At 72.5% G+C, this 25,083-nt stretch carries 24 protein-coding genes; 4 read left to right on the forward strand and 20 right to left on the reverse strand.

Annotation, left to right across the window (positions count from 1 at the left end; all coding sequences use genetic code 11):
* Positions 1-191 precede the first annotated feature (191 nt).
* The 7 genes from ACIQWA_RS13625 to sigJ form a co-directional block, all read right to left on the reverse strand.
* Complete coding sequence (locus tag ACIQWA_RS13625; RefSeq protein WP_402481861.1) at positions 192-1,562, reverse strand: oxygenase MpaB family protein; 1,371 nt, start codon at positions 1,560-1,562, stop codon at positions 192-194.
* Entirely contained in the window at positions 1,555-2,136 is a 582-nt protein-coding gene (locus ACIQWA_RS13630) for a Uma2 family endonuclease (RefSeq protein ID WP_360239420.1), read from the reverse strand. The genes ACIQWA_RS13625 and ACIQWA_RS13630 overlap by 8 nt, the downstream gene beginning before the upstream one ends.
* A 265-nt stretch (positions 2,137-2,401) precedes the next feature.
* A complete protein-coding gene (locus ACIQWA_RS13635) occupies positions 2,402-3,343 on the reverse strand; it encodes an LAETG motif-containing sortase-dependent surface protein (RefSeq protein WP_402481863.1) in 942 nt (313 codons plus the stop codon).
* A 252-nt stretch (positions 3,344-3,595) separates the two neighbouring features.
* Positions 3,596-5,107, reverse strand: coding sequence for a sensor histidine kinase (locus ACIQWA_RS13640; protein ID WP_402481864.1), 1,512 nt, complete (start codon positions 5,105-5,107; stop codon positions 3,596-3,598).
* Positions 5,108-5,119: 12 nt separating this feature from the next.
* On the reverse strand, positions 5,120-5,908 hold the full coding sequence (locus tag ACIQWA_RS13645) for a response regulator transcription factor (protein ID WP_375895337.1): 789 nt from the start codon (positions 5,906-5,908) through the stop codon (positions 5,120-5,122).
* 258 nt (positions 5,909-6,166) lie between these two features.
* Complete coding sequence (locus ACIQWA_RS13650; RefSeq protein ID WP_360239411.1) at positions 6,167-6,643, reverse strand: carboxymuconolactone decarboxylase family protein; 477 nt, start codon at positions 6,641-6,643, stop codon at positions 6,167-6,169.
* 93 nt (positions 6,644-6,736) lie between these two features.
* Positions 6,737-7,675: an RNA polymerase sigma factor SigJ gene (gene sigJ, locus ACIQWA_RS13655; RefSeq protein WP_402482426.1), complete on the reverse strand. Its 939-nt coding sequence runs from the start codon at positions 7,673-7,675 to the stop codon at positions 6,737-6,739.
* 199 nt (positions 7,676-7,874) lie between these two features.
* On the opposite strand from sigJ, the gene ACIQWA_RS13660 reads away from it, so the two are divergent.
* Positions 7,875-8,600, forward strand: coding sequence for an LUD domain-containing protein (locus ACIQWA_RS13660; RefSeq protein WP_402481867.1), 726 nt, complete (start codon positions 7,875-7,877; stop codon positions 8,598-8,600).
* A gap of 21 nt (positions 8,601-8,621) precedes the next feature.
* On the opposite strand, the gene ACIQWA_RS13665 is transcribed toward ACIQWA_RS13660, so the two are convergent.
* From ACIQWA_RS13665 to hisC, 12 genes are all read right to left on the reverse strand, one after another.
* Positions 8,622-9,362, reverse strand: coding sequence for a helix-turn-helix domain-containing protein (locus ACIQWA_RS13665; protein ID WP_402481869.1), 741 nt, complete (start codon positions 9,360-9,362; stop codon positions 8,622-8,624).
* A 305-nt stretch (positions 9,363-9,667) separates the two neighbouring features.
* Positions 9,668-10,114, reverse strand: coding sequence for a DUF3995 domain-containing protein (locus ACIQWA_RS13670; protein WP_402481871.1), 447 nt, complete (start codon positions 10,112-10,114; stop codon positions 9,668-9,670).
* A gap of 318 nt (positions 10,115-10,432) precedes the next feature.
* Positions 10,433-11,494: a protein-L-isoaspartate O-methyltransferase gene (locus ACIQWA_RS13675; protein WP_402481873.1), complete on the reverse strand. Its 1,062-nt coding sequence runs from the start codon at positions 11,492-11,494 to the stop codon at positions 10,433-10,435.
* Positions 11,455-12,303, reverse strand: coding sequence for a Scr1 family TA system antitoxin-like transcriptional regulator (locus ACIQWA_RS13680; RefSeq protein WP_402481875.1), 849 nt, complete (start codon positions 12,301-12,303; stop codon positions 11,455-11,457). Before ACIQWA_RS13680 ends, ACIQWA_RS13675 begins: the two co-directional genes overlap by 40 nt.
* Positions 12,300-12,815, reverse strand: a complete 516-nt coding sequence (locus ACIQWA_RS13685; RefSeq protein ID WP_402481877.1) for a DUF6879 family protein — start codon at positions 12,813-12,815, stop codon at positions 12,300-12,302. Before ACIQWA_RS13685 ends, ACIQWA_RS13680 begins: the two co-directional genes overlap by 4 nt.
* A complete protein-coding gene (locus tag ACIQWA_RS13690; protein WP_402481878.1) occupies positions 12,799-13,011 on the reverse strand; it encodes a hypothetical protein in 213 nt (70 codons plus the stop codon). Before ACIQWA_RS13690 ends, ACIQWA_RS13685 begins: the two co-directional genes overlap by 17 nt.
* Positions 13,012-13,590: 579 nt before the next feature.
* Entirely contained in the window at positions 13,591-14,013 is a 423-nt protein-coding gene (locus tag ACIQWA_RS13695) for a hypothetical protein (protein WP_402481881.1), read from the reverse strand.
* A 211-nt stretch (positions 14,014-14,224) separates the two neighbouring features.
* Positions 14,225-14,869, reverse strand: a complete 645-nt coding sequence (locus tag ACIQWA_RS13700) for a hypothetical protein (protein ID WP_402481884.1) — start codon at positions 14,867-14,869, stop codon at positions 14,225-14,227.
* A 13-nt stretch (positions 14,870-14,882) separates the two neighbouring features.
* On the reverse strand, positions 14,883-16,094 hold the full coding sequence (locus ACIQWA_RS13705) for an ABC transporter permease (RefSeq protein WP_402481886.1): 1,212 nt from the start codon (positions 16,092-16,094) through the stop codon (positions 14,883-14,885).
* Complete coding sequence (locus tag ACIQWA_RS13710) at positions 16,091-16,894, reverse strand: ABC transporter ATP-binding protein (RefSeq protein WP_360243026.1); 804 nt, start codon at positions 16,892-16,894, stop codon at positions 16,091-16,093. The genes ACIQWA_RS13705 and ACIQWA_RS13710 overlap by 4 nt, the downstream gene beginning before the upstream one ends.
* Positions 16,895-16,896: 2 nt before the next feature.
* A complete protein-coding gene (locus ACIQWA_RS13715) occupies positions 16,897-18,291 on the reverse strand; it encodes an efflux RND transporter periplasmic adaptor subunit (protein ID WP_402481889.1) in 1,395 nt (464 codons plus the stop codon).
* Positions 18,292-18,703: 412 nt separating this feature from the next.
* Positions 18,704-19,789, reverse strand: a complete 1,086-nt coding sequence (hisC, locus tag ACIQWA_RS13720) for a histidinol-phosphate transaminase (RefSeq protein ID WP_402481891.1) — start codon at positions 19,787-19,789, stop codon at positions 18,704-18,706.
* A gap of 358 nt (positions 19,790-20,147) precedes the next feature.
* Here hisC and ACIQWA_RS13725 point away from each other — a divergent pair, with 358 nt between their 5' ends.
* From ACIQWA_RS13725 to ACIQWA_RS13735, 3 genes are all read left to right on the forward strand, one after another.
* Positions 20,148-21,305 (forward strand): LacI family DNA-binding transcriptional regulator, encoded by a 1,158-nt coding sequence (locus ACIQWA_RS13725; RefSeq protein WP_360243017.1) that lies wholly within the window; start codon positions 20,148-20,150, stop codon positions 21,303-21,305.
* Positions 21,306-21,476: 171 nt separating this feature from the next.
* A complete protein-coding gene (locus ACIQWA_RS13730) occupies positions 21,477-22,862 on the forward strand; it encodes a metallophosphoesterase (protein WP_402481893.1) in 1,386 nt (461 codons plus the stop codon).
* A 318-nt stretch (positions 22,863-23,180) separates the two neighbouring features.
* Complete coding sequence (locus ACIQWA_RS13735) at positions 23,181-24,098, forward strand: hypothetical protein (RefSeq protein ID WP_402481895.1); 918 nt, start codon at positions 23,181-23,183, stop codon at positions 24,096-24,098.
* A gap of 6 nt (positions 24,099-24,104) precedes the next feature.
* On the opposite strand, the gene ACIQWA_RS13740 is transcribed toward ACIQWA_RS13735, so the two are convergent.
* Positions 24,105-25,073 carry an aldo/keto reductase gene (locus tag ACIQWA_RS13740; protein WP_402482429.1) on the reverse strand — a complete coding sequence of 323 codons (969 nt, stop codon included), beginning with the start codon at positions 25,071-25,073 and terminating at the stop codon, positions 24,105-24,107.
* Positions 25,074-25,083 lie beyond the last annotated feature (10 nt).

Raw genomic sequence — 25,083 nt, forward strand, 5'->3', positions numbered from 1 at the left:
GGGGTGGGGTTGACACTCCTGTGCGGTGCGTCACGGTGTGCGAAGGCGGTGCGCACAGTCTGCGGACCGGCCGGGGCCGGGGCAACGAACGAGTGGGCGGACGGCGCGTCGCTCTTGGCCGAACCGGCGCTTGACAGCGGTACGCCCCGCTCGCGGTCGCGAGCGGGGCGTGCTAGGGGCCGCCCTCTCGGCTACGGGCGGCCGAGGAGCTGGGCACCCGAGGTGGAGTCGGCCCGGGCGGTGAAGAACTCGGTGAAGCCCCCCACGAACTCCTCCACCGTGATCCGCCCGTCCCCGTCCGTGTCCAACTGGCGGAACCCGTGCGACAGCTCGGCCGGGTGCACCCGCGGGCCGCCGAACACCGCGCGGTACTCGTCGAACTCCAGGAAGCCACTGCCGTCGGTGTCGGCCGCGGTGAACACCGCCCGCAGGGCGGGCAGCAGTCCCCGCTCCAGGTAGGCCCCGTCCCGGTCGCAGCCCGCCAGGGTCGCCGCCACGAACTCCTCCCGGCTCACCTCGCCGTCCCCGTCGGCGTCCATCGCCGCCCGCAGCTGCTCCCACCACCCGTCGAAGGCCGCGTACACCCGGGCCTCCGCGGCCTCGTCCAACTCCAGCTGCCAGCACACGTTGTGGGCCATCGCCCGCAGGTCGTGCACGGTGATCACGCCGTCCCCGGTCTGATCGAGCACCTCGCGGAAGAACCGGTCCACCCGGGAGCCGCGCGCGTCCCGGCGCTGCGGCCGCAGTCGGCGCGGCGGGGCCACCCGCTCCTCCGGGGAGCGGTAGCGCATCCGCTCCGGGAGGCGCGGCACGACGATCCCGGCGCCACGGTGCAGCAGCACCGACAGCAGGGCACCCTGCCGGGTCCGGACCAGGCCGAGCCGCTCCCGCACGGTCGGCGGCAGGTCGGCCACCGTGAGCTCCCGGATCGCCGCGGCGACGACGACCCGCAGCACCCGCCACCCGGCGTCCCCGAGGAACCACAGCCGGCGCGGGCGGGGCGCCTCGCGCAGGACGTCCTCCAGGAGGTAGCGGGCGGCCTCGGTGAACTCCAGCTTCTCGGCGGTGTACCGGGCGAAGTAGCCGGGCAGGTCGGCGGCGGTCTTCGGGAGTTCCTCCTCCGGCAGCTCGAAGGCCGCGATCGCCTCCCCGAACTCCCGGTAGGCCAGCTCCAGTTGGTCGGCGTCGTACGGGTCGCCGCCGAGCCGCCGCATGGCGGCCACGCACTCGAACAGCGTCAGCAGCACCCACACCCTGGTCGCCGGGTCCCGGGCGTCGTACGCCCGGCCGTCCGGCATCTCGCCGCGGATCCGCTTGTGCGCCCGGTTCAGCCGGGCGACCTCGCGGCGCAGGGTGTCCGCGTCCTGGTAGAACAGCCGCCGCCCGCTCCCCAGGGTGTGCTCGATCCGCCGCCACGGGTGCGCCCGGTAGGTGGAGTGCTCGTGCATCCCCGCCCCCACCGCCGGATCCGCTGCCTGGAGGATCAGCAACCGCCAGGCGACGAGGGCGATCCGCCACTCGGAGAGGTCCCGCTTGAAGGAGACGGACGTCTGGTCAACCACGGGGCTCTCCGGTGATGTCGGGGCCGATCACGAAGCCCTTGGCGGGGCCCTCGGGGATCACGGCCTCCTTGCCGTACGGGACACGGACCGACGAGGCGTACTCCCGGCGGCCGGGGTCAGGGCTGGTCAGGACGGTCACGACGCCGCCCTCGTCGTAGTCGTCGATGATCACGTACACCGGAATACCGGCACGGGCGTACGCGCGACGTTTGAGGACGTGGTCGCGCTTGCGTGCCTCGGCGCCCGGCGAAACGGTCTCGACCACCATCGGCACACCCGAAGCCAGCACCCCCAAGCCCTCCGGATGCTCGATCTCGTCGACGTCCTCGGGCGCCACGAAGACGTCCGGGATGAACACCTTCAGATCGGCAATCACGTTGCCGTCCTGCGCCGGCCCGTAGCCGGTGCCGCTCAGAAAGTCGTGGAGAGCCCTGCCCAGCCGCCTGTTGACAGTGAAATGACGAGCTCCGCCAGTGGGTGACAAGGTGATCGTCCCCTCGATGATCTCCGCGCGGAAGCCCTCGGGCACATCCATGGACTTCCACGCTTGCCACAGCACCTGGTCCAGGTTCACGACGGCCACCTCGGTAACTAACGCGCTCACGAGACACCTCTTTTCCCGTCCAGTGTGATCAGCCCGTGCGAGCCCGCACAAGCGACGGCTGCACGGTCGCACACGACCGGAGGGCCGAGCGGGTGAACGCCTTCCGGTTCACCCGAACGGGGCGTTTGGGGTGCGGAAACGCGAAACCGCAGGGCGGGCCGGGAGGGGGCCTGCCCTGCGGTTCGGGGTGCGGCGGGTTCGCGGCCTCCTCCCGAGCGGGCGCGAACCGGGTGGGTCAGGAGGTGGGGCGGGTGCCCTTGCGGCGCGAGACGTAGAGGGCGGCGGCGCCGAGGCTGATGGCGGTGGCCGCGCCGAGGGCGAGGTACGGGGTGGCCGGGTTGGAGCCGGTCTCGGCGAGCTCGGTGGCCGAGCCGGTGATGGCGGCGGGCGTCGTACCGGTGTTGGCGGTCGTCGTCTGCGTGGCCGAAGTGGTCGAAGTGGTCGAAGTGGTCGAAGTGGTGGACGCCGCGGCCGACTTGTCGGTGGTCGAGGTGGTGTCGGTGACCGGGGTGACGGTACCGGGCTGCTGGGCGCCCTGGTCGGCGGGCTTCCCGGCGGGCTTCCCGGCGGGCTTGTCGGTCGGCTTCTCAGCCGGCTTGTCCGTCGGCTTGTCGGTCGGCTTGTCGGTCGGCTTCTCGGCCGCGGCCCTGGCGTCGGCGAGGGCCTTGTCGGCGTCGTTCTTCGCGGCGAGGGCGGCGTCGACCGCCTTGTTGGCCTCGTTGATCCTGCGGAAGAGGTCGACCCTGGCGTCGTCCGCGGCCGTGCCGGCGGCCGCGGCGGCAGTCTGGGCCTGCTGCTCGGCGGCGATGGCGGCGTTGGCCTTGTCCATCGCCTTCAGCAGGTCCTGCCGGGCCTTCTCGCGCTCGGCGTCCGAGGCCTTGTCGTAGACGGACATGGCCTTGTGGAGGTCGTCCTCGGCGGCGGTCCGGGCCTCGGTGGCCTTCTTGGCGGCGGCCTGCGCCTCGCGGTGCTTGGCGAGGTAGGGCGCCGGGTCGAAGGACTCGAGCTTGGCGGCGATGTCGGCCTGGGTCGCCTTGGCCTTCTGGTAGGCCTTGGCCGCGTCGGCGGCGGCCTTCTCCAGGGCCGCGATCGAACCGGTGTCGTTCTGGGCCTGCGCCGCCGGAGCCGACTCCGCGAACGCGGGTGCCGCGGAGAGCATGGCTGCGGGCGAGATCACGGCTGCTACGAGGGCGGCCGAAACCAGCGAACGGCGGAAATGCACAATGACCCCTTTCGGGTCGGAAAGGACGGCAAATGCCCTTGTCCGAGCGCCCTCTGACGCTCGGACAGCGCCGATCATAGGCATACGGATTCTTTACTCTCCATGCCGGTTTCCGGCAGTGAAGGGAACGCCGGAATTGCTGGGTTCGCAGCGGAATCGACGAGGCGACGACTCGACGACTCGACGAGGCGACGAGGCGACGGTGACTCAGGAAGCGCGGTCGCCGTCGGCGGGCAGTTCGACCCGGAAGGTGGCGCCCGCGCCCGGGGCGGTGTCCAGGGTGAGGGTGCCGCCGTGGGCGCGGGTGAGGGCGGTGGCGATGGCGAGGCCGAGTCCGCCGCCGCCGCCGTTGTCACGGCTTCGGGAGGCGTCGACCCGGTAGAAGCGGTCGAAGACCCGCTGGGCCTGCTCCTCGGTGAGGCCCGGCCCGGCGTCGGCGACCTCCAGCAGGCAGACCCCGTCGGCGCCGCCGCCGACCCCGATCCGCACCGGGGTGCCGGGCGGGGTGTGCTTGACGGCGTTGCCGACCAGGTTGGTGACCACCTGCCGCAGCCGCGCCTCGTCGCCGAGGACGGGCGCCGCGCCGGGCGCGCCGCTGCCGGCCGGGCCGGTGAGGGCGACCGGGCGGCTGGGGTCGAGCGCGGTGAGGTCGTGCAGGGCGTCGGCGGCGAGGGTGCGCAGGTCCATCGGGGCGAGGTCGAGCGGGCGTTCCTCGTCGAGCCGGGCGAGCACCAGCAGGTCCTCGACCAGGGTGCCCATCCGGACGGCCTCGCTCTCGATCCGGCTCATGGTCCGGGTGACGTCCGCCCCGGTGGGCAGCGCGCCCATCCGGTACAGCTCGGCGAAGCCACGGATGCCGGCCAGCGGGGTGCGCAGTTCGTGCGAGGCGTCGGCGACGAAGCGCCGCATCCGGGCCTCGGACTCGGCGCGGGCCGCGAAGGCCGCCTCGATCTGGGTGAGCATGCCGTTGAGCGCGACGGACAGCCGTCCGACCTCGGTGCCGGGGGAGAGTTCCGGCATCCGGTGCGACAGTTCGCCGGCCGCGATCCGGGCGGCGCCCTCCTCGATCCGCCGCAGCGGCCGCAGTCCGGCCCGGACGGCGAAGAAGCCGAGCGCGGCGATGAGCAGCAGGACGCCGCCGCCGATGGCCAGGAAGGAGGTGCCGAGGCGGGCGGTGGTGGCGTCGACGTCCTCGCGGGAGACGGCGACCATGACGTAGGTCGGGGTGCCGACCGGGGAGGCGAACACGCCGGGCCCGGGGGTCGGCGTGCGCGGGGCCTGGATCGGCAGCACCAGGACCCGCCAGCTGTGGTGGCCGCGCTGGTCGGGCAGGTCGAAGGGGGAGTCCGGAGCGGTCCGGGTCGGGTCCAGGCCGCCGAGTTGGGGAGCCGGGTCGCTGTCCGAGACGGGCTGGCGGAGCGAGTTCTGGACCTTGCCGTCCGCGGACAGCCACTGCACCAGGTACTGGCTGGGCAGGCTGATCCGGCGCCCCGAGAGGACCGGCTTGCTGCTGCCCGGGGTGCTCACCTGCATCGGCGCCTTGCGGGACAACGGCACGCCGTAGCGCTGGAGTTGCTCGTCCAGCTGCTCCACCAGCTGGGCCCGGACGGCGCCCAGCACGAAGGTGTCGCTGACCACGAGCCCGGTGGTCACCAGCACGAGGGCGAGGACCAGGAGCCGGGCGCGCAGGGACAACCGGGAGGTGAAGCGGGTGAACACGGCCGGGACCGGTCAGCCCTGCGGGGGGCGACGCAGCGCGTAGCCGATGCCGCGCACGGTGTGGATCAGCTTGGGGCCGTGCGCCGGGCCGGAGTCGAGCTTGCGGCGCAGGTAGGAGATGTACGACTCGACGATGGAGAGGTCGCCGCCGAAGTCGTAGGCCCAGACGTGGTCGAGGATCTGCGCCTTGGACACCACCCGGCCGACGTTGGCCATCAGGTAGTGCAGCAGCTTGAACTCGGTCGGGGAGAGCGCGACCGGGGTGCCGGCCCTGGTCACCTCGTGGGCGACCGGGTCGAGGCTGAGGTCGGCCACCAGCAGGCGCCCGTCCTCGGCGGGGCCGCCGGCCCGGCGCAGGATCGCCCGGATCCGGGCGATCAGCTCCTCCAGGCTGAACGGCTTGGTGACGTAGTCGTCGGCGCCCGCGGCCAGGCCCTGCACCTTGTCGCCGACGCCGTCCTTGGCGGTGAGGAACAGCACCGGCAGGTGGTCGCCCGGGTGTCCGTGCGCGGGCCCGGCTATCTGGCCCCGGTTGGTGCGCTCGCGCAGCTTCTCGACGACGGTGAAGCCGTCGAGGTCGGGCAGCATCACGTCGAGGACCACCAGGTCCGGACGTTCGACGGCGATCAGCTCCAGCGCTTCCGTCCCGCTCGCGGCGGAGGCGACCCGGAATCCGGAGAACCGCAGCGAGGCTGCGAGCAGTTCGCGGATGTTCGGCTCGTCGTCCACGACGAGGAGGAAGGCCTCGCCCTGGCCCCCGGCCACGGCGGGGCCGCCCGGTGTGGTGACAGTGCCTTGCACGGGGGTTTCGCCTCCCGGTCGGACGATGACGTTCAGCATGAGGCTAGCCCCCGGAGGCTACGCGGCATGGATGAATGTTGGATTAACACCTTAACGGTCGGTTTTGCGGCGACAAGCCCCCAGGGGCGGGGCTCGGTGGTGTGCGTACGGGCCGGTCACGCCCCCGCCCGCCCTCGCCCGCCCCCAGCGGCCCCGGCGACCCCAGAGGACGGCGGGCGGCCGGACGGAGTGCCGTCCGACCGCCCGCGCGGGCCCCGCTCAGTGCTGGCCGAACTGCCCCGGCCGGTAGTCGCCGGCGGGCTGGCGGATCATGACGTTGCCCCGGTTGAAGGCGTTGATCAGCGCGATGACGCAGACCAGCGCCGCGAGCTGCTCCTCGTCGTAGTGCTTCGCCGCGTTCTCCCACGCCTCGTCCGTCACCCCGCCCCCGTCGGCCAGCCGGCTGCCCTGCTCCGCCAGCTCCAGGGCGGCCCGCTCGGCGTCGGTGAAGACGGTGGCCTCGCGCCAGGCCGCCACCAGGTTCAGCCTGGTCGCCTCCTCCCCCGCGTGCACGGCGTCCTTGAAGTGCATGTCGACGCAGAACCCGCAGCCGTTGATCTGGCTGGCGCGCAGCCGCACCAACTCCTGGGTCGCGTACGGCAGCGACGAGTCGGCGAGCTGCTTGTTCGCGGCGATCAGGTGCTTGGAGAACTTGGTCATCACCGGGTTGGCGAAGGGGTTCAGTCGGGCTTCCACGGTGTGCTCCTCGGTTTCGGTGCTTCCTTGCTGTTGTCGTTCTCTAGGACCAGGTAGCCGGGCGCCGTGTGACACCCCCGGACGTGACCCGCGTCACCCCTGCCACGGGCGGAGCTTCTCCGGGTTGCGCACCACCCAGATGTGGGAGATCCGGTGCCCGGTGGTCCGGAAGGCGATCACCGTGTCGGTGACGCCGTCCTGCTCGGCGACCAGGCCCGGCAGGCCGTTGACGGTGCGCTCCCGCAGCGTCCGGCCGCCGACGAGCCCGGCGGAGCCGGCGTAGGCGCGGGCGATCCGCTCGCTGCCGACGAGCGGCTCCAACAGGGCGCCGGCCAGGCCCCCGCCGTCGGCGATCACGGTGGCCTCCGGGTCGAGCAGGTCCATCAGCGACCTGACGTCCTTCGCCTCCCAGGCCCGCTTGAACTCCCGGACGAGACCCGCCTGCACGCCCGTCGGCGCCACCGGCGCCTGCGCCGCGCGGATCCGGCGGCGGGCCGAGGCGGCCAGCTGTCGGCAGGCCGCCGCCGAGCGGCCGACGACGGCGGCCACCTCGGCGAACGGGTACTGGAAGACGTCGTGGAGGATGAACGCCACCCGCTCGGCGGGCGTCATGGTCTCCAGGACGACGAGGAAGGCCATGTTCACCGACTCGTCGAGGGTGATCCGGTCCGCCGGGTCCGCCGGGTTCGCCGGGTCCGCCGCCGCGCCGTCGGCCCCCTCCCGGTGTCCGGGCAGCGGCTCGGGCAGCCACTCGCCCACGTAGCGCTCCCGCCGGGCGCGGGCGGAGCCGAGCTGGGCGAGGCAGATCCGGCTGGCGACGGTGGTCAGCCAGCCGGCGGGCGAGGCGACGGCCTGCCGCCGCTCCGCCGGCATCGCGTACCAGCGGGCGCAGGTCTCCTGCACGACGTCCTCGGCGTCGGCGAGGGAGCCGAGCATCCGGTACGCCAGGTTGGTCAGCCGTCGCCGCTCGCTCATGATCACGCTCAGGTCGTCGTCGCCCATCTCCCCGCCCGCGTCCACGTTCACGTCCATCTCCCCGCCCGCGTCCCCGTCCACGTCCACGTCCCCGTTCACGTTCACGTCCATGGCCCCACCCGCCTCCGGTCCGTTCCGTCACTCCTACGACTGCACAGCGCAGCGGAATGTGACAGCCGCCCCGGCACCTCACGTTCCGGCGTGCCGTTCGGTCGTACCCGGCAGACGCAACCGAACGGTACGAAGGAGAACCACCGTGAACGACTTCCGGAGCACCACCGACCTGGTCGAGATCCAGGCCCCGCAAGCCGAGTTCACCGATGCGGTGACGATGCGCGACGGCCACCGACCGGGCGGGGGCGCGGCGGCGGGTGCGGGCTTCGACGCCCCCGCGGACGCGGAACGCCTGGAGCGGGCGGCCGCCGCCCTCGCGGCGCGGGGCTTCACCGTCGAGCTCCTGGACGACGCCGCCGCGGCCCGGGCCCGGGTCCGGGAACTGGTCCGGCCGGACGCCGCCGTCCTCACCGCGGCCAGCGAGACGCTCCGGCTGTCCGGCATCGACGAGGACCTCAACGACGGCAGTCGCTGCCGGTCCGTCAGGTCCCGGGTGACGGCGATGGACCGGAGCACCGAGGCGGACGGCATCCGGCACCTGCTCGCCGCCCCCGACGTCGCCGTCGGCAGCGTCGCCGCGCTCACCGAGACCGGCTCCCTGGTGATCGCCTCGGCCAGCGGCAGCCAGCTGCCCGGCAACGCCGGCGGCGCGGGGGAGGCGATCTGGGTCGTCGGCGCCCAGAAAGTGGTCCCCGACCTGCCGACCGCCCTGCGGCGGTTGGAGGAGCACGTGCTCCCACTGGAGGACACCCGCTCGCGGGCCGCCTACGGCCAACCGAGCGCCGTCAACCAGCTGCTGGTCCTCAACGCGCCGACCCTCTTCTCCCGGGGCACCGTGCTGTTGCTGCGCGAGGCCATCGGGTACTGAGGCCCGGGCCGGGGCCGCCGCTCACTCGGCGTTCTCCGCCGCCTCCCCGCCCAACGGCTTCGCGTGCAGCACCTCGCGACCCTGCTCGGCGGCACGGGCGATCGACTCGGAGACGAAGTCCAGGAAGCGGGCGATGTTCTCCAGCCGGTTGCCCGCCGGGGTCCCGCTGCCGAGGATGCCGACGCCCTCCCGGGCGGTGTCGACGAGTTGGGCGGTGGCCTGGGCGCTGACCATCATCGAGCGGTACCAGATGTCGTCGTCCACGAAGTAGCGCTCGCGGCGCCGCTCGTCGCGCACCCGGGTCACCATGCCCTGGCTCTCCAGGAAGGCGATCGACTTGGAGATGGTCGCCGGGCTGACCTGGAGGCGCTCGACCAGCTCGGCGGCGGTGAGGCTGCCCGCGTCGGTGATGTAGAGGCAGGCCAGCACCCGGGACGTCATCCGGGGCATGCCGGACTGCATCAGGACGGAGGTGAACACCTCCTCATAGGCGTGCACCGCCTCGGCGTCCCGGCCGTGCGGCTGCGGGGTGGTGCTCGGCCCCTGGGGCGCGGCCTGCCGCCGGCGCTGGGCGCGGTGCCCGGTGGCGCGGTGGGCGAGGTCGGCGCGGTAGGTGGCGGGGCCGCCGTTGCGCATCACCTCGCGGGTGACGGTCGAGGTCGGCCGGTCGAGCCGCCTGGCGATCTCCGCGTACGCGAGGCCGTCGGCCAGGCCCAGCGCGATCTGCTGGCGTTCCTGCTGGGTGAGCCTGCCGCCCGGCATCGCGGCCTCCTTCGGGGATCGGTGGTCTGCGCCCTCCGCCCAAGATAGCGCCCACAGTCAATCCATTGCAACGAAAGGCGGCCCAGCTCGTTGCATCCCCGGCGGGTCTATGGCGATGACCCTCGGCAATCTAGCTGCGAAAATAGGATTCTCCTGCCACGAGTCCGCGAGCAGAGGGATGAACGCAACGTAGCTTTTCCTATGTCAGAAACCAAGGGGCCAAGACTGGTCCTATGGCGCAGGCACCCGGCCGGCGGACCCAGCCGACGTGGCCCCATGAGTGATCACCAGCTGCGCGTGCCCCCTCAGCCCCGGCGACGGCCGAGGGTGGCGAGGCCGAACAGCAGCCCGCCGACCAGGAAGAAGGGCTCGTAGAGCAGCGTCGCGAACCGCCCCATCGCGTCGAAGTCGGCCGTCGTCCGGGAGCCGGTGGCGAGCGCCAGCCAGTCCGGCACGGACGGCAGCGAGTGCACCAGCAGGACGGCCGTGATGCCCCACAGCACGGCCCCGAGCAGCCGGGCCGACAGCCGCCCACCCCACGGCCGGACGATCGCCAACGCGACCACCGCCGCAACGGCACACCCCGGGATCGCGAGGATGTCGATGATCAGCAGCGGGGTGTTCCCCGTGACCGACAACCCGGAAGGCAGGCCGATCCGACCGCCGAACAGCCAGTAGAGGTGGACGAGGGAGAACGCGGCGGCCCAGACGGCGGCAGCGTAGGCGGCGGGGCGGAGGACGGTCGTCTTCATGCCTCCACGGTCCCGGCACGGGCGCGGCCGACACATCGTCCCCACGGCCCGGCCCCCTCCCCCTACCAGGGGAGGCGGCCGCACCCCGGCCGTCCGTCATGCCCGCCCGTCCTCGTGACGGACGATGCCGGTCACGCCGACCATGAACTCGAGTGCCAGAACCAGAACCTCCGCCACTGCATCGTCCCCTGATCACCCGCCAGAGCCTCGATGCGATCTCCTACATGAACTCACACTTCGTCCAGCGGGCCGGCCGCAGCGCGCGCGGCCGGCCCGTGAACCCCCTCATCCGCGAGCAGTCGGCCCGCCCGATCGGGGTCAGTGGAGGACGTTGCCCGGCTCGTCCAACCACGGGTGGTGTTCGCCGGACACGGTCACGGTCATACCCAGCCGGGTGAGGTCAGGCTTGCCGTGACCGACCCACCAGCCGTGCGCCGCCGTGACCTCGTCCCACAGGCTCCGTGGGCCGGACTGCGACACGGCGTGCGGGCCGGCCCAGTCGGCGAAGCGGCAGTGGGCATAGGAGGTGCCGTCCCAGACCTCTGCCCGGCCGGTGCCGAACCGGTCGTAGCCGGCCCATACGTCCTGGCGGAACAGGTCCGGCATCCGCAGCCCGATGGCGAACGCGGCATGGGTCTGCTCGGCCACGGCAGCCGGGTCGATCCCGGATGCGCCGCGCCGGATGTCCCCGATGTCGAACTCGCCGCTGTCGGGGCGCTGGTCACGTACCCACATGAACGAGACGTCCTCGACGAACGGGCCGCTCGCCGACTGCCCGTCCTCGGCCACGGTGAGGCGCAGCAGCGCGCCGTTGCAGAACGGCGTGCCGTACGGCACCAGGATGACCCCACCGGGGGCCGTCTGGTCGATGATCGCCGACGGAAGCCGCTGGACGGCCGCAGTGAAGTGCACCCGGTCGAACGGGGCGCCCTCGGGATGGCCGAGTGTGCCGTCACCGGCGATCACCGTGGACCGCAGGCCAGCGGCATGCAGCCGGTGCCGGGCCCGGCGTGCGAGGTCCGGATCCAGCTCGACGCTGGTCACGTTCTCCGCGCCGACCTGGCGGGACAGCAGGCCCGCTGTCCAGCCGGTACCGGTGTGGCTTCGACGGCTTGGGCAGATTCTTGGGCGGGGCGTCCCGCTGTCCGTCGTGCGGCGCGGTGTCCGGCTTGCCGGAGTGCCCGCCGCCGCTGCCCCCACCGGCCTTACCCGGGCCGTCCCCGCCCGATCCTCCGCCGTGCTTTCCCATCTGCATTCCCTCCAGCGAATGAATTCTCCGACCAGCAAGGAGCACGTTACGAGAATTCCGGGCAGCCGTTCACCAATATTCCCGATACTGACTAAAGATCTCTGGATTCCTCCCGATAACGCCCCGCCCATTCGCACAGCTGGACCCGGGCGGGGTCACCGAATAGCGCACAGGCCTCGAACGCCGCGAAGATCTCACGATAGTGCAGTAGGTCTCGCGAATCCCGGAACACCATCCGCCCAGTGAACGACTCCATGGTGACGAGGCGGTCGTCGTACATCGTGAAGGTGTTCATCGGACCACGGGCGAGAGGTGTTCCGTACGGGATCACGCCGATCCGAACCGCCCGAAGACGGGAAAGTGACACCAGGCGGTCTATTTGAACAGCCATTTCCAGGGGAGGAACCAGAGCCCAGTTCACCGCCTGTTCCGTCAGCAGGAAAGTGAACGACTTCGATTCGTCATGGAGCACCATTTGGCGCTCCAGCTTCCGGCTCGTGACGACCGCCCTGTCGCCCGGAGAATGACTCAGGCTCGCCCGGATGTACTCGGGCGTCGCCAGCAGGCCGGTGATCATCGCCGGCAGGAAGTACCGCAACTCTGTCGCGTCTCTCTCCAGCGACAGCAGTTCGGCCTGACGCTTCTCGACGCCTCGCCGCCAGGAAGCGCGCTTGCCCTGCCACTCGGTGTTCGCGGTTCGCGCCAGCGCGGAAACCTCCTGGAGGACGGCGACAGGCACGTCGAGCGCCCTGAGGATGAGCTCCACGTCGACCAGGCTCGGAGTCACCCTTCCGGTCTCGATCTTGCTGATCTTGCTCTGGGACATGCCACAACGCACCGAAAGCCGGTCTCCTGTGAGACCGGCCTCCAGGCGGAGCCTTCTCAGCGTTTCGGCCAGATCCGACTTCGATCTGCCGAGCTGGTCGGGATCGAGGATCACCCATGCTCTTTCAGGTACTCGGCGAAGGGCACGGAATGATCGAGGGCGATTCCCTTCCACTCCTGGTACTGTCGCATGTCGCCGGTGACCAGCTCCCGATTGATCTGGGTCCCGTCCGGGCGAAAATTGAGGTGGACCGCCGAGGACTCGTCGAACAGCCACCAGTCCCGGTCCGGCAGCCCGAAATCCCGGTCCGTCGCATCCAGGATTCGAATGTCCTCACCTGCCTCGATGTTCCCGGGGATCCCCCAAGCGAACTGGTACCGCTGGTAATCCGTCAGGGGCCGACGGACCACCCGGACCCGCCCGATCGCACGCCCCGAAGCGACGAAGCCACGCACGCGTTGGTGCCACGCGGTGTTGTGATCGACCGGCTTCGGCTCCCCGCGAAGGAAGCGGGAAAGGCTCTCGGCCTCCTTGGGCATCGTGTAGGTGGGCTGTACTTCGAGGCGGAACGCTTCACGCCGGTACCGGTCGAAGTGCGCCCTCCACTGCTCACCATCCAAGAGCACGGACGGCCTCCTCCAGGACCTGCCGCGGGATCTCGACGGCAGACTCCCCGGCCGGCACCTTCAGGCCCGCGAAGTGGTCACCCTGGACCACGAAGGTCTCACGGTCGGTGGCATACACATTGGGGCAGTCGTCGTCATCACAGGTCGGACCGTCGAACTTGCCGGTGAGCCTTGTCAGTTGCGGCTGCTCGGCCATGCTGACCCCTTCTCAGGTCGGGCACTTCCCCATCTGCTGCCGACGACGCTAGGGCGGCCCCCCGACCCCTGTCCACGCCGCACCGCAGATATTCCCGACCTGGAATTGAGGATCTTTCCCAGCGGTCGAAGCGTTCGAGCATCGAGCGAAGAGTCGACACAGGAATTCGGCCGGGCCGACTTCCAGTGCAAGGCGGCGGGTGGCGTCGCGAGACCACCGGAGCCCCTGCACGGCTGACCTGGTGACGCCCTCGATCCGACCGCCGGCCAGGGCGGGGGCGAGGACAACAACGGGGGCGCCTGGACGGACGAGGAGACCGCGGCCGTGCGCGAACTGCTCCGGGCCGGGCTGGACCTCTGGGAGCGGGCCGTTCGTGAGTCCGGCACCGGCGAGTCCTGATCGGAGCTCTGACACCCCGGGTTCGGATCAGCCGACGGGGCGTTGCATCAGGACGGTGTCGATCCAACGGCCGTGCTTGTGGCCTGCGTCGGTGAAACCGAAGCGGCGCTGGAAGGGCAGCCCCTGGGTGGTGAGCTCGTCCACCGAGGGGCAGCGGGGTCCCCGCGCGGGGCTCGGGGGTCACGGCTTGGGGAAGGCGGTGGCCATGGCCTTGGTGCGGGTGAGGAAGGCGATGGGCAGGACCGCCAGGGCGGAGAGGCCCTGGAGGACGGCGTACCAGGCCGGGCAGATCCCGGGGATGAGGTCGACGCCGAGGACGGCGAGCGGCATCACGGTGGAGATGGTCCGGATCCGGTCGAAGGCCTTGTAGTCGCCGCCGGCCGCGCGGGCGGTGATCCGCAGGAGCACCGGGGCGAGGGCGGGGAAGATGATCCCGCGGATCCACATGAACGGGGTGGTCGCGTGCCCGGTGGCCGCCATCACGGCAACGGTCGCGAGGGTGATCACACCGATCGCGCCGAAGAGCGTGAGGCACTTCTTCGCGGTCGAAAAGGCCTCGTCGGTACCGGAGTTGCCGAGGTTCGCGGTCGCCGTGGTCGCCATTGTTCTGTCCTCCGTGTCGTGGTGAGAACGAATCTACGGAGGCGGCGGAAGACGCGACACGGGTCTGGCCCCACACCTGGGGTGGGGCTGGACCCACCCCAGGCCCCAGGGCGAGGGCCTCGTGGGTGCTGCCTGCGGTTCAGGCCCGCGGCAGGGCTTCGCCCCGCTGGATGGGTCCAGCGGGGCGAAGCGGTCGTCCGACGGTTCCGGGTCAGCCGCCGGACGGGCTCTTGGGCGCGCCTCCACCGAAGCCGCCGCCACCGCCACCTCCACCACCACCGCCGCCGAAGCCGCCGGTAGCGGCGCCCTCGACGAGCTGGGTGGCGTTGTACCCGCCGCTGGAGTCGGGCGTCCCGACCACGGTCACGCTCTGGCCGGGCTGGAGGTCGGCGACCTTGCCCTGCTTGTTGAGCTGGACCTTGGTCGAGTCCCCCGTCGTCACCTTGATCGTGTTGCCGTTGGCGTCGGTCAGGTACACCGTCGAGCCGTCGACGGCCTTGACGGTGCCGCGCGCGAATCCGCCCTGACCACCGCCCTGACCGCCCTGACCCTGCCCCTGCCCGCCCCGGCGCCCGCCGCCCTGCCCGTAGCCGCCCTGCCCGTAACCGCCCGCCGCCGAGCCCGCCGCCGGCCCGGCCGCCGAAGCGGCCCGCGCCGAGGGCTTGGCACCGCTGGAACCGCCCTGCCCCTGCTGGTACCAGACCCCGCCCGCGAACGCCCCCGTGGCGATCACACCGCCCGCGAGGACGAGCGACAGCCACGGCAGCTTCCGCCTCGGCGGCGCCGCCAGCTCCGCGGAGACGTCCCGCGCGTCCGGCGGGGTGGCCAGCAGGGCGACCTGTTCGTCGTGCTCCATCGAAGAAGTGCTCCTACTCGTGCCGGAGGGCGTCGATCGGCCGCAGCGAGGCGGCCCGGTTGGCGGGGTAGCTGCCGAAGAACAGTCCGATGGCGACGGCGATGCCGAAGGCGCCCAGGACGGACTCGGGGATGACCACCGGCTTGATGCCGACGATGCTGAAGTGCGAGCCGACGATCCCCGCCGCCACGCCCAACCCGGCCCCGATCACCGACAGCAGCGTCGATTCGGTCAGGAACTGCCCGAGGATGACGGCCCGAGGGGCGCCGAGCGCCTTGCGGATGCCGATCTCCCTGGTCCGCTCGGTCACCGTCACCAGCATGATGTTGGTGATGCCGATCCCGCCGACCAGCAGCGAGATCGCCGCCACCGCGCCGAGCAGCACGGTGAAGGTCTTGGTCGTGCTCTCCCGCGCCGTCAGGAGCGACGCCTGGTTGGTGATCCGGAAGTCGGCCTTGGTCGGGTCGGTGATCGCGTGCGTCCCGAGCAGCACCCGGGTGATCTCCGACTGCGCCGCCGTCGTGGTGTCGGCGGACGCGGCCTGCACCAGGATCTGGTTGACCGCCCCGAATCCGGTGAACGCGTTCTGCACGGTCGGCAGCGGAGCGATCACCACGTCGTCCGGGTCGGTGAACCCGCTGCCGCCCTTGGCGGCCAGCACGCCCACCACCGTGAACGGCGTCCCGCCGAGCACGATCTTCTTCCCGACCGGGTCCTCGGTGTCGAAGAGCTGCTTGGCCGTCGTGGCGCCGAGCACCGCGACCTTGCGCGAGCCGAGCACGTCGTCGGCGGTGAAGTAGTCGCCGTGCGCGACCTTCTGGTTGGAGGTCTCGAAGTACGCGGGGTACGTGCCCACGACCGAGCCCGGGCTGTACGAGATGTTCCCGTACAGCGCCGTCGCGCTCGTCGTGACCACCGGAGCGACGGACTTGATCGCCGACGAGTCCGTGGCGCTCGCCAGCGCCTTGGCGTCGGCGACCGTCAGCTTCTTCACCGAGGAGGTGGCCCGCGACCCGCCGGCCGCCGAACCGGCGCTGACCGTCAGGGAGTTGGCGCCGAGCGAGGTGATCGAGTCCTTCACCGCCTGGGAGGAACCGTTGCCGACCGCGAGCAGCAGGATCACCGAGGCGACGCCGATCAGCACCCCGAGCATGGTGAGCGCGGAGCGCACCTTGTTGGCGGCCAGGCCGCCGACCGCGAAGCGGAGCGTTTGCCAGAGGATCACGCCGGCACTCCCGTCCGGCGCAGCGCGGGCGGGGGCCCGTCGACCGGCGCCTGCCGGACGTCGCTGACGATCTGCCCGTCGACCAGGCGCAGCACCCGCTTGGCGTGCTGGGCGACCTCGTCCTCGTGGGTGATCAGCACGACCGTACGGCCGGTGGCGTTGAGCCCGTCGATCAGGCCCAGCACCTCCTCCGTGGAGCGGCTGTCCAGGTTGCCGGTGGGTTCGTCGGCGAGCAGCATCGCGGGCGCCGTGACCAGCGCCCGGGCCACCGCGACGCGCTGCTGCTGGCCGCCGGAGAGCTGGTTGGGCTTGTGCCCGGCCCGCTCGCCGAGGCCGACCAGGGACAGCGCGGCCATCGCCCGTCGGCGGCGCTCCGCCGCCCGGACGCCCGCGTAGGCGAGCGGCAGCTCGACCTGGGCGAGGGCGGTGGTGCGCGGCACCAGGTTGAAGGACTGGAAGACGAAGCCGATCTTGCGGTTGCGGACCAGAGCGAGCTGCTGCTCGTCGAGGTGGCCGACGTCGGTGCCGTCCAGCAGGTAGCGGCCTGAGGTGGGGATGTCGAGGCAGCCGAGGATGTTCATCAGGGTGGACTTGCCGGAGCCCGAACTGCCCATCACGGCGACGTAGTCGCCCTGTTCGATGTCCAGGTCGACGCCGGCCGGTTCGTCCGTCCCGGGCCGGGACGGGCCGCGCAGGGCGTGCACGGTGGCGTCGCCGTGCCCGTACGACTTGGTGAGCCGGCTGATCCGGATCACCGGCACGGGTTTCGCGGGGACGCGCCTGTCGATGACGTGCTGCATGCTCAGCCCTTACCGCCGCGGCCGGCGCCGCCACCCGCACCGCCGGCACCGCCGCCGGTCCCGCCCGGGATGCCGACCGCGCCGCCGTTGCCGCCCCGGCCACCGCCGCCACCGCCGCCGCCCAGGCCCGGGAAGGAGCCGTTCGGGAAGCCGTTGTTGCCACTGGTGGTGGGGAGTTGGACCTTGTCGCCCTCCTTGAGCCCGGAGACCACCTGCACGGTGCTGTCCCCCTCGACGCCCACACCGACGTCGACCCGCTCGGTGGCCCCGCCCTCGTGCACCACCGTGGCGGTCCGCGAGCTGCCGGTGCCGGACAGCGCCGAGGTCGGCAGCGAGAGCGCGTTGTCCGCCTCGCCGGTGATCACCTGGACGGTCGCACTGAGACCGGTGCGCAGCGCGCTGGTGTCCCCGCTGAGCTGCAGGGTGGCCGCGTACTGGACGGCCGAGCCACCGGCCGCGCCCCCGGAGGAGGAGCTCGACGGCAGCGAACTGACCGACAGGACGGTCGCGTTGAGCTTGGTGTCGGACTGGGCGTTCAGCGTGACGGTGGCGGCCTCGCCCTTCTTCAACTTGAGCGAGTCCAGCTCGGAGAAGTTGGCGGTGACCTGCATCCCGGTCGGGTTGGTCAGCACGATGAAGCCGCTGGGCGATCCCGAACTCGCGCTGCTGCCGGTGGACTTGGCGGTGGAGGAGGAGGACGAGCCGGAGGCCGTGGCGCCCACCGTGTCCCCAACCTTCGCCGAGATCGAGGCGACCGTGCCGTCCACCGAGGCGGTGAGCGTCGTCCCGGCCAGCGCCGCCTGGGCGTTGGTGAGGGTGGTCTGCGCGGTGGCGACCTGCTGCTGGGCCTGGGCGACGGCCGCGTCGTCGACCTTGGTGGTGGTGATGGTGGTGGTCTGCGGGGCGGGCGTACTGCTCCCGCCCGCCCCGCGGCCCCCACCGGAACCGCTGCCGCCGCTCGCCGGGGGTGTGGCCCCGGGCAGCGGCTCGGTGGTCGTCGTGGTGACGCCTGCCTGGGCCTTGGTGAGGTTGGCGTTCGCCGTGGTGAGCGCGGCCCGGGCGGCGTCCACCTGCTGCTGGGCCGCCGTGGTGTCGACCGTCGCCAGCACCTGGCCCTTCTTGACGGCGTCGCCGACCGCGACCTTGACGGCGGTGAGCCGTCCGCCGGTGGCGAAGTCCTGGGCGGCGTCGGTCGGGGAGGCCAGGGTGCCGGTTCCGGACACCGTGGCCAGGACCGTTCCCTTGGTGACGGTCGCGGTACGGGCGACCGGCTTGGCGGCGGCCGTGCCGCCGCTGCCGTCGAGCGTGGCGTACACCAGGGCCACACCGCCCAGCAGAGCCACGCCGAGCGCGGAGTTGACGAGGACGGCACCGCGCCGCCGTGGGAGCACCTTCATGGCGGACAGCTTCGCCGGGCGCTCTTGCGCTGCCCTGGGCGGTGGCTGGGAGGAGACTGACCGGCCGGATCCGGACATATCTGCCATATCCCCCGGCCCGCGCGGACGGCTTGGCCGGGGCGTGGGCGATCGTTGGCCGAACTCCCAGCGCCCTCCCAGCAATCCCCGGCCATCCGGGAGGGCTTCCTCAGACAGCCCTCAGGCCGGCACCGCACCCGCCTCGCCCCGGGGACTCCCCCCCACAGACGCCGCGTGGGCGCACCCCGACCGGAGCGCGCCCCCGCGGACCGGAAGCGGGCCGGAAGCGGACCGGCAGAGGACCGGCAGAGGACCGGACGAGGACCGGAAGCGGACCGGAAGAACCGCAGCCCGACCTCGGCCGGGCCCCGACCCGCCCCGACCCGACCCGACCTCAGCCGTCGATCTCCTTGCGGAAGGCCTCCGCCACCGCCAGGAAGATCGAGTTGCCCTCGGTCTCGCCGATCGAGATCCGCACGCCCTCCGGGAACGGCCGGACGATCACCCCGGCCGCGGCGCAGGCCGCCGCGAAGTCCTGCGAGCGCTCACCGAGCCCGAGCCAGACGAAGTTGGCCTGCGAGTCCGGGACGTCCCAGCCCTGGGCGCGCAGCCCGGCGACGACCCGGGTGCGCTCGGCGACCAGCGCCTCGACCCGCTCCAACAGCGCCTCCTCGGCGCGCAGCGAGGCGACCGCGGCGTCCTGGGCGAGCTGGCTGACGCCGAACGGGACGGCGGTCTTGCGCAGCGCGTTGGCGACCGGCTCGTGGGCGATCGCGAAGCCGACCCGCAGGCCCGCCAGGCCGTACGCCTTGGAGAAGGTGCGCAGCACGCAGACGTTGGGGCGGTCGCGGTAGAGGTCGATGCCGTTGGGCACCTCGGCGTCGCGGATGAACTCGATGTACGCCTCGTCGACGACGACCAGGACGTCACCGGGGACGGCGTCCAGGAAGCGCTCCAGCTCGGCGCGGTGGATCACGTTGCCGGTGGGGTTGTTGGGGTTGCAGACGAAGACCAGCCGGGTGGCCGGGGTGACGGCGGCGAGCATCGCGTCCAGGTCGTGGTCGCCGTTGTCCTTGAGCGGGACCGGGACGGGCGTGGCGCCGGCGATCTGGGTGATGATCGGGTAGGCCTCGAAGGAGCGCCAGGCGAAGATCACCTCGTCGCCCGGGCCGGCCGTGGCGAGCACCAGCGACTGGGCGACGCCGACCGAGCCGGTGCCGAGGGCGAGGTGCTCGGCGGGCACGCCGAAGCGCTCGGCGAGGACGGCGGTCAGCTCGCTGACGCCCATGTCCGGGTAGCGGTTGAAGGAGCCGGCCGCCGCGACCGCCGCCTCCAGGACGCCGGGCAGCGGGTTGTTCGGGTTCTCGTTCGAGGACAGCTTGTAGGCGTCGGCGCCGGCCGGCTTGCCGGGCTTGTAGGTGGGGATGCCGTCCAGGCTCGGGCGCAGGCGCGGGCCCGGCGCTGAGGTACCACTGCTCACGGTCGTACTCCTTCGTCTTCTCTGCCGGTCCGCCCGCCCTCGCACGGTCGGGATCGCCGCCGTACCGCGGAACCTGGCCGCGCCCCCGGGAATCCCGGAGCGCGCCCGGACCAACCCCGGTCGGGTGCCTTGCACGATACCGACCGCCCTCACCCGTAGGAGTGAGATGCCCGGACGGGTTACAGGCGCAGATCAGCCATTCTGCCCGGTTCCTTTGGCACATGTCAGAGGTAAGACGGCTGGATTCGGGAGGGGATCGAAGGGGCGCACCCCGGCTCACTCATGGAGAAACGTATCTCCAAAGGCTCCCGATGCGCCGGTCACAGACCCTTGTCAGGAGCCATACGATCGGTCCGCCATGACAGCAGCAGCCAACCAGAGCGGTCGGCGTCCCACCACCTCACGGCGTCTGGAGCGGGCCGGCATCCGGGATGTGGCAGCAGCCGCCGGAGTGTCGATCACCACCGTCTCCGATGCGCTGAACGGAAAGGGCCGCCTGCCCGACGAGACCCGCAGCCGGGTGCGCGAGGTCGCCGAGCGCCTCGGCTACCGCCCCTCGGCCGCAGCCCGCACCCTGCGCACCGGACGGTCCGGCCTGATCGGGCTGACCGTCACGACGTACGGCGAAGAACCCTTCACCTTCACCGAGTTCGCCTACTTCGCCGAGATGGCCCGGGCCGCCACCAGCGCCGCCCTCGGCCGCGGCTACGCGCTGGTCGTGCTGCCCGCCTCCTCCCGCCACGACGTCTGGGGCAACATCGCCCTGGACGGCACCGTGGTGATCGACCCGCCCGACCAGGACCCGCTGGTCAGCGAGCTGTACCGGTCCGGCGTGCCGGTGGTCAGCGACGGCAAGCCGGGCAACTGCCCGGTCACCGCCTGGGTCGACAACGACCACGAGGCCGCCGTGCTCGGCATCCTCGACCACCTCTCCGAGGCCGGCGCCCGCCGGATCGGCCTGCTCACCGGCACCAGCACGGACACCTACACCCGGCTCTCCACCGAGGCCTACCTCGGCTGGTGCGCCAAGGTCGGCCAGGAGCCGGTGTACGAGGCCTACCCCGCGCACGACCCGGCCGCCGGCGCCGTCGCCGCCGACCGGCTGCTCGCCCGCCCGGACCGCCCGGACGCGGTGTACGGCCTGTTCGACCCCAACGGCACCGACCTGCTGGCCGCCGCCCGCCGGTACGGCCTGCGGGTGCCGGACGACCTGCTGCTGGTCACCTGCAGCGAGAGCGACGTCTACGCGGCCACCGAACCGCCGATCACCACCCTCTCGCTCAAGCCGCGCAAGATCGGCACCACCGTGGTCAACCTCCTCATCGACGCCATCGAAGGGGTCGACTCCGGGACGGGCGTGGACATCGCCCGGCTCTTCCCGCCGCGCTTCCGCACCGCCGGAAACGGCCCGCCCCCCGGCACCCTGATGCCGACCGAGCTGATCGTCCGCGCCTCCTCCCAGCGCCGGAGTCCGCGCACCACCGTCAGCCCGCCGCGCCCCCCGGGCGAGGTGTAGCGCAGTGGGCGGGAGGGCGACGAACAACCGCCGGTACGCCCACGAAAAGCCCACGAGACCCTACCGAGCCGGGGCAAAACGGACCCTGCGGGACCGCCCGGCTGACGCTCCGGAGGATTGGATACCCACCAGGTGACGACGGCGGGAGAGTGGTCTTCCTATGATGGGCGAATGACACCCGAGGACCGCTTCCCCGGACCTGAGCACCCCCACTCAGGCCCCCGCCACCAGCCGGACCTCGACGTGCTGCCGTACGGCACCTACTACGAACCCGAACCCGCCCCGGGCTACCAGGGCACCCCGTACGAAGCGGAGACCTACAGCGGCTACGGCGGGGCCCGCTACCTGGAACAGCACTGGCACGACGGCCAGGGGCACGGTCACACCGTGCACGCCCAGGGGCCCGGCCAGGAGCAGCACCACGACCAGGGCCGGCACCACGGCCAGGTCGGCTACGAAGGCGGCTACGACCAGCAGGACCGGACCGGCTACGAGCCCCAGGACCACGGCGGTTACGAGCCGCAGGACCACGGCGGCTACGAGCCCACCCTGCCCGACCAGCCCTCCCCGGCCCTCCAGCTCACGGACCAGCTCGGCGACCAACTCGGCGACCAACTCGGCGACCAACTCGGCGACCAGTTCGGCGACCAGCTCACCGACCGCGACGACCCGCCGACCATCGAGCTCGGCCCGCCGCTGCCCGACCCCGCCGCGCCGACCTACCCGTACCCGGCCCCCGGCCCCGGCGAGCCCCCCGGCCCGGTCTACGTCGTCGGCGACGTGCACGGCTACCTCGAGGAGCTGCGCGCCGAACTCCACCACCAGGGCCTGATCGACGACGGCGGCCACTGGTCCGCCGGCCGCGCCCGGATCTGGTTCCTCGGCGACTTCACCGACCGCGGCCCGGACGGCATCGGCGTCATCGACCTGGTCATGCAGCTCGCCGCGGAGGCCGCCGCGGCCGGCGGCTACTGCCGCGCCCTGATGGGCAATCACGAACTGCTCTTCCTCGGCGCCGCCAAGTACGGCGACGAGCCCGTCCAGTCCACCGCCGGCACCGCCTCCTTCCTCGCCGCCTGGCGGCTCAACGGCGGCCAGCAGAGCGACCTGGACCGGCTGGAGGCCCACCACATCAGCTGGCTCTCCCGGCTGCCCGCCATGGGCCTGGAGGACGGCCACCTGCTGCTGCACTCCGACACCACGGCGTACCTGGAGTACGGCGAGTCCATCCCGGACGTCAACGACGCGGTGCACAGCCTGCTCGCCGACGGCGGCGTGGACGAGTGGTGGGACTGCTTCCGCCGCTTCACCAAGCGGTTCGCCTTCCGCGGCGACGCCGGGCCGACGGCCGTCCACGAGCTGCTGGACACCTTCGGCGGCACCCGGGTCGTGCACGGGCACAGCCCGATCCCGTACCTCACCGGCGCGGTGCACGCGGACGACGGGCAGCCGCCGCACATCCCGGGGCCGTACGTGTACGCGGACGACCTGGCGGTGGCGATGGACGGCGGGGTCACCATGGAGGGCCGGCTGCTGGTCGCACGGCTGCCGATCTGACGACTCTGACGACTCTGACGACGTGACGCTCTGATGGCCCGAGGACCTGACGACCTGACGACCTGACAATCGTCGGCCCCACTGGAACAGTTGTTCCCGGCGCTCGCGCCCCCACGCGCGCGCGGGCCGGGGCGCGAAATTCCGGAAACCGACTGTCAGCACGGGCACACCCGCCCCTACCATGAGGCACACCACACCCGGCCGCCCGTCCGGCGGCCCGCCTCCGCGCCCGCCCCGGCGCCCTGAGGGTGTCCCGCGTCCTCGATGCGGTCCCGCGTCCTCGCCACCGGGCCGGGGGTCCGCATGAACGGGGTCCCCATGTCCAACCCCCCGCCGCTGCTAGCCGAGGACCGCCCGGAGTACGAGCGCCTCCTCGCCGAAGCCCTGCGCGACCGCACCGTCCTCACCGCCCTGCGCGCCCCCGGCGCACTCGGCACCGACCAGCTCCGCGTCCTCGCCCTGCGCGACGCCGACGCCATCAACACCGCCGCCGCCACCGAATACGCCCACTACACCGCGCTGCGCGAGACCCTGCGCGCCACGCCCCCGCCGCCGGCCGACGTCGAACCGTACGCACCCGGCCTGCTCAGCCAGCTGCGCTCCGGCGACGGCGGCGCCGGGCTGTTCCCCGTGCTCACCGTGCTCACCCCGATCCTCGCCTGGGCCGCCGCACTCGTCCTGCTGCTCGTCGGCTACCTGATGCGCGCCGCCGACTCCGGCCTCGCGCTCGCCCGCGCGATGGTCACCGCCGGCTGGGTCGCGCTCGCCGCCGGGGTCGCCGCCATGGCCGTCGGCATCATAGGCCTGCTGCTCACCGCCTTGCGGGACGGCGCCGCCGCCGTCCCGGCCGGCACCGACCCCGAGCTGGCCGCCGAACTCGGCGCCGCCCGCGCGGAGTGGCGCACCGCCCTGCGCGAACGCGGCCTGCTGCCCTACCTCCGCGACCACCTGCCCGCCGTCGCGGGCCGCCCGGCCCCCGGCTACACCAGCCCGGACTTCACCAGCCCCGATTTCACCGGCCCGGACTCCACCGGCCCCGACTCGACCGGCCGGGAACCCACCCGCCCCGACTTCACCAGCCCCGGCTACAGCCCGCCGGCCTTCACCAGCCCCGGCCCCGACGGCATCACCGACCCCCAGGGCCGGAGCCCCCGCCCGGCCGCCTTCACCCCGCCCGACTTCACCGGCCCGGGCTACACCCCGCCGGACTTCACCGGGCCGGACGAGGTCGGCTGACCACGCTCAGAAGCCGGTCGGCAGTCGCGGCGTGTACGAGCCCTCCAGCGCCGCGCGTTCGGCCGCGTCGAGCCGCACATCCAGCGCGGCCACCGCGTCGTCCAGGTGCCCCGGCCGGGTCGCGCCCACGACCGGGGCGGTGACCAGCGGATTGCCCAGCACCCAGGCCAGCGCGACCCGCGCCATCGGCACCCCGCGCGCGGCGGCCACCGACTCCACCGCGTCCACGATCGGCCGGTCCACGTCCCCGAAGAACCGCCCGGCCACCGCGTCCCCCGCCGAACGGGCCGTCGCCAGCCCGTACGGTCGGGCCAGCCGCCCCGAGGCCAGCGGGCACCACACCAGGCTGCCCACCCCCTGGTCGGCGAGCAGCGGGAACATCTCCCGCTCCTCCTCCCGCTGCACCAGGCTGTACTGGTGCTGCATCGACACGAAGGCCGGGCCGCCCGCCCGGGCCGCCGCGTGCTGGAGCTTCGCGAACCGCCACGCCCACATCGAGGAGGCGCCCACGTACCGGACCTTCCCCGCCGCCACCACCTCGGCCAGCGCCGCCACCGTCTCCTCCACCGGGGTCGCCGGATCGAAGCGGTGCAGCTGGAACAGGTCCAGGTGGTCGGTGCCCAGCCGGGCGAGCGAACCGTCGACCTGCTCCAGGATCGCCCGCCGGGACAGCCCCGAACCGCCCGGTCCGTCGTGCATCGGCAGCCCCGCCTTGGTCGCCAGGACGACGTCCTCGCGCCGGGTGTAGCGCCGCACCGCGCGGCCGACCAGCTCCTCCGAGGCGCCGCCGCCGTACACGTTGGCGGTGTCCCAGAGGGTGATGCCGAGCTCCACGGCCCGCCGGAAGACCGGCGCCGCCGCGTCCTCGTCCAGCGCCCAGGGGTTGTGGCCGCGGCCGCGGCCGCCGAAGCCCATGCAGCCGAGCGCGATCCGGCTGACCACCAGCTCGGTGCCGCCGAGCCTCCGGTACTCCATGCTGTCGTTC

The sequence above is a fragment of the Kitasatospora sp. NPDC098652 genome (assembly GCF_044760155.1).
In the GTDB taxonomy this organism is placed as follows: Bacteria; Actinomycetota; Actinomycetes; order Streptomycetales; family Streptomycetaceae; genus Kitasatospora.

Excerpts from the sequence above, each read along its gene's own strand:
- sigJ (WP_402482426.1), bottom strand. The coding sequence starts at position 7,675 with ATGGACGTGAACGTGGACGCGGGCGGGGAGATGGGCGACGACGACCTG.
- ACIQWA_RS13665 (WP_402481869.1), bottom strand. The coding sequence starts at position 9,362 with ATGCCGGGCGGCAGGCTCACCCAGCAGGAACGCCAGCAGATCGCGCTG.
- ACIQWA_RS13670 (WP_402481871.1), bottom strand. The coding sequence starts at position 10,114 with ATGAAGACGACCGTCCTCCGCCCCGCCGCCTACGCTGCCGCCGTCTGG.
- ACIQWA_RS13675 (WP_402481873.1), bottom strand. The coding sequence starts at position 11,494 with ATGGGCGGGGCGTTATCGGGAGGAATCCAGAGATCTTTAGTCAGTATC.
- ACIQWA_RS13690 (WP_402481878.1), bottom strand. The coding sequence starts at position 13,011 with ATGGCCGAGCAGCCGCAACTGACAAGGCTCACCGGCAAGTTCGACGGT.
- ACIQWA_RS13695 (WP_402481881.1), bottom strand. The coding sequence starts at position 14,013 with ATGGCGACCACGGCGACCGCGAACCTCGGCAACTCCGGTACCGACGAG.
- ACIQWA_RS13700 (WP_402481884.1), bottom strand. The coding sequence starts at position 14,869 with ATGGAGCACGACGAACAGGTCGCCCTGCTGGCCACCCCGCCGGACGCG.
- ACIQWA_RS13710 (WP_360243026.1), bottom strand. The coding sequence starts at position 16,894 with ATGCAGCACGTCATCGACAGGCGCGTCCCCGCGAAACCCGTGCCGGTG.
- ACIQWA_RS13715 (WP_402481889.1), bottom strand. The coding sequence starts at position 18,291 with ATGAAGGTGCTCCCACGGCGGCGCGGTGCCGTCCTCGTCAACTCCGCG.
- ACIQWA_RS13725 (WP_360243017.1), top strand. The coding sequence starts at position 20,148 with ATGACAGCAGCAGCCAACCAGAGCGGTCGGCGTCCCACCACCTCACGG.
- ACIQWA_RS13730 (WP_402481893.1), top strand. The coding sequence starts at position 21,477 with ATGACACCCGAGGACCGCTTCCCCGGACCTGAGCACCCCCACTCAGGC.
- ACIQWA_RS13735 (WP_402481895.1), top strand. The coding sequence starts at position 23,181 with ATGTCCAACCCCCCGCCGCTGCTAGCCGAGGACCGCCCGGAGTACGAG.
- ACIQWA_RS13740 (WP_402482429.1), bottom strand. The coding sequence starts at position 25,073 with ATGGAGTACCGGAGGCTCGGCGGCACCGAGCTGGTGGTCAGCCGGATC.